This window comes from Bartonella sp. CL70QHWL, assembly GCF_042194855.1.
GTDB lineage: Bacteria > Pseudomonadota > Alphaproteobacteria > Rhizobiales > Rhizobiaceae > Bartonella.
On sequence record NZ_JBHINJ010000067.1, the window covers coordinates 1 to 2,050 of the forward strand.

The following is a 2,050-nucleotide window of genomic DNA, read 5'->3' on the forward strand; positions in this document are numbered from 1 at the left end:
AATTCTACTGTTTTCTTGTGTCCTTACAGCTCTGCCTTTTTCTTCTTGCTTCTTCTCATGACGCGCGACAAACGCATGGGCAGTCTCGCTCCAATTCAAAGAATCCTGCGCTACCCCTTCAGAAACTTCTTTAATCCGTGCATTCACATTCTTGATATTTGCATCAAGACCAGTAAATGCACTACCAACATTATTAAAAGAACTGTCTGTTATATTACCATCTGCATCAACCTTGGATAACTTGTAGGTTGGTCCTGTAAACGTACCGTCAACAAATTTTGCATCGCCACCAAGGAATTTAGCTACATTCTGAGAAATTGTGTTGATCTGACTACCATTAATCGCATCATGTGAACTCTCACCAATGGTACCATCTTTTACATTATGAAGTGCAACTGGTCCTGCATCCTTACCTTTTCCTAAAGTTACACTCGTGTAATCAATGCTGCCATTATCATCATCTTTTTTATCGTAATGAACAACAGCTGAATCATCAGACTGAAGGCTGCTAGAAAGCTTCTCTAAACTTTGATCAAGTTGCTCTTTGTTAACCGCTTCATTATTCTTCGTTGCTGCCTTAACACCTGAAAGTGTCCGATCTGCCTGCTCCTTATTTGCGATATTGAGTTCTGTACCTTCTACTTCTTTACCAATATTGATAACTTTTGTCTTTTCATCCTGCTTGGCAAGGCTATCACTCACTACATTGGTCACATCATTATGAACATTCGTAATAGAACTCGCAACACCAGCAAATGCTTCCGATACACTATTGTAAACCTTTTCCTCACCAGCACTACCATCAGAATTGACAGTTTTAAGCTTGAAGGTGGGGGCAACCCATTCTCCATTCTCATAACTAGCGCCACCACCAAAATAGCTAGCAACCGTCCGATTGACTGAATAAAGCTGACCACCTGTAATAGCATCTGTTGATTTAGCGCTAATCTCACCATTTGCTAGAAACGTAATTCTACTGTTTTCTTGTGTCCTTACAGCTCTGCCTTTTTCTTCTTGCTTCTTCTCATGACGCGCTACAAACGCATGGGCAGTCTCGCTCCAATTCAAAGAATCCTGCGCTACCCCTTCAGAAACTTCCTTAATCCGTGCATTCACATTCTTGATATTCTCATCAAGACCAGTAAATGCACTACCAACATTATCAAAAGAACTGTCTGTTATATTACCAGCTGTATCAACCTTGGATAACTTGTAAGTCGGTCCTGTAAACGCGCCATTATTAAATGCCGCATCACCACCAAGAAACTTGGCTACATTCTGAGAAATTGTGTTGATCTGACTACCATTAATCGCATCATGTGAACTCTCACCAATGGCACCATCTTTTACATTATGAAGTGCAACTGGTCCTGCATCCTTACCTTTACCTAAAGTTACGCTCTTATAATCAACTATTCCATCTTCTTTTTTATCGTAGAGAACAACCGCTGAATCTTCTGACTGAAGATTGTTAGAAAGATCCTTCAGACTTGCATCAAGCTGCGCTTTATTGACTGCTTCATTGTCATTCTCTGCTGCCTTAACACCTGAAAGAATTCGAGCATCACCATCACGATTTAAAATATTGATTTTATTGCCGCCTCTTTCCGCACCAATAGTAATAAGACCCATCCTATCCTGCTTAACAAGGCTATCACTCACTACATTCGTAATCTCTTTGCTGATCTCATTTTTTACATTCGTAACAGAATTACCAACTCCAGCCAAAGCATCCGCCACATTGCCATAGTCTATCTCTTCAGAGTTACCATCATCCTTAACTGTCTTAACCTTAAAACTTGGAGCTTTCCATTGTCCTTGCTCATCATAACCTGCACCTCCACCAAAATACGTCGCAAATGTCTTATTCATTGAATAAAGCTGACCACCCGTGACAGCATCCGTTGAATTAGCGGTAATCTCACCATTTGCAAGAAACGTAATTCTACTGTTTTCTTGTGTCCTTACAGCTTTGCCTTTTTCTTCTTTGCTCTTTTCATGACGTGCTACAAAGGCATTAGCTTTATCGTTCCATAACAAAGCATCACCT

General features: G+C 40.4%; 1 pseudogene. It reads right to left on the reverse strand.

Annotated elements, in window-relative coordinates:
- Positions 1-2,050, reverse strand: a pseudogene (locus ACFIJZ_RS09670) (hypothetical protein); the annotation flags it as partial.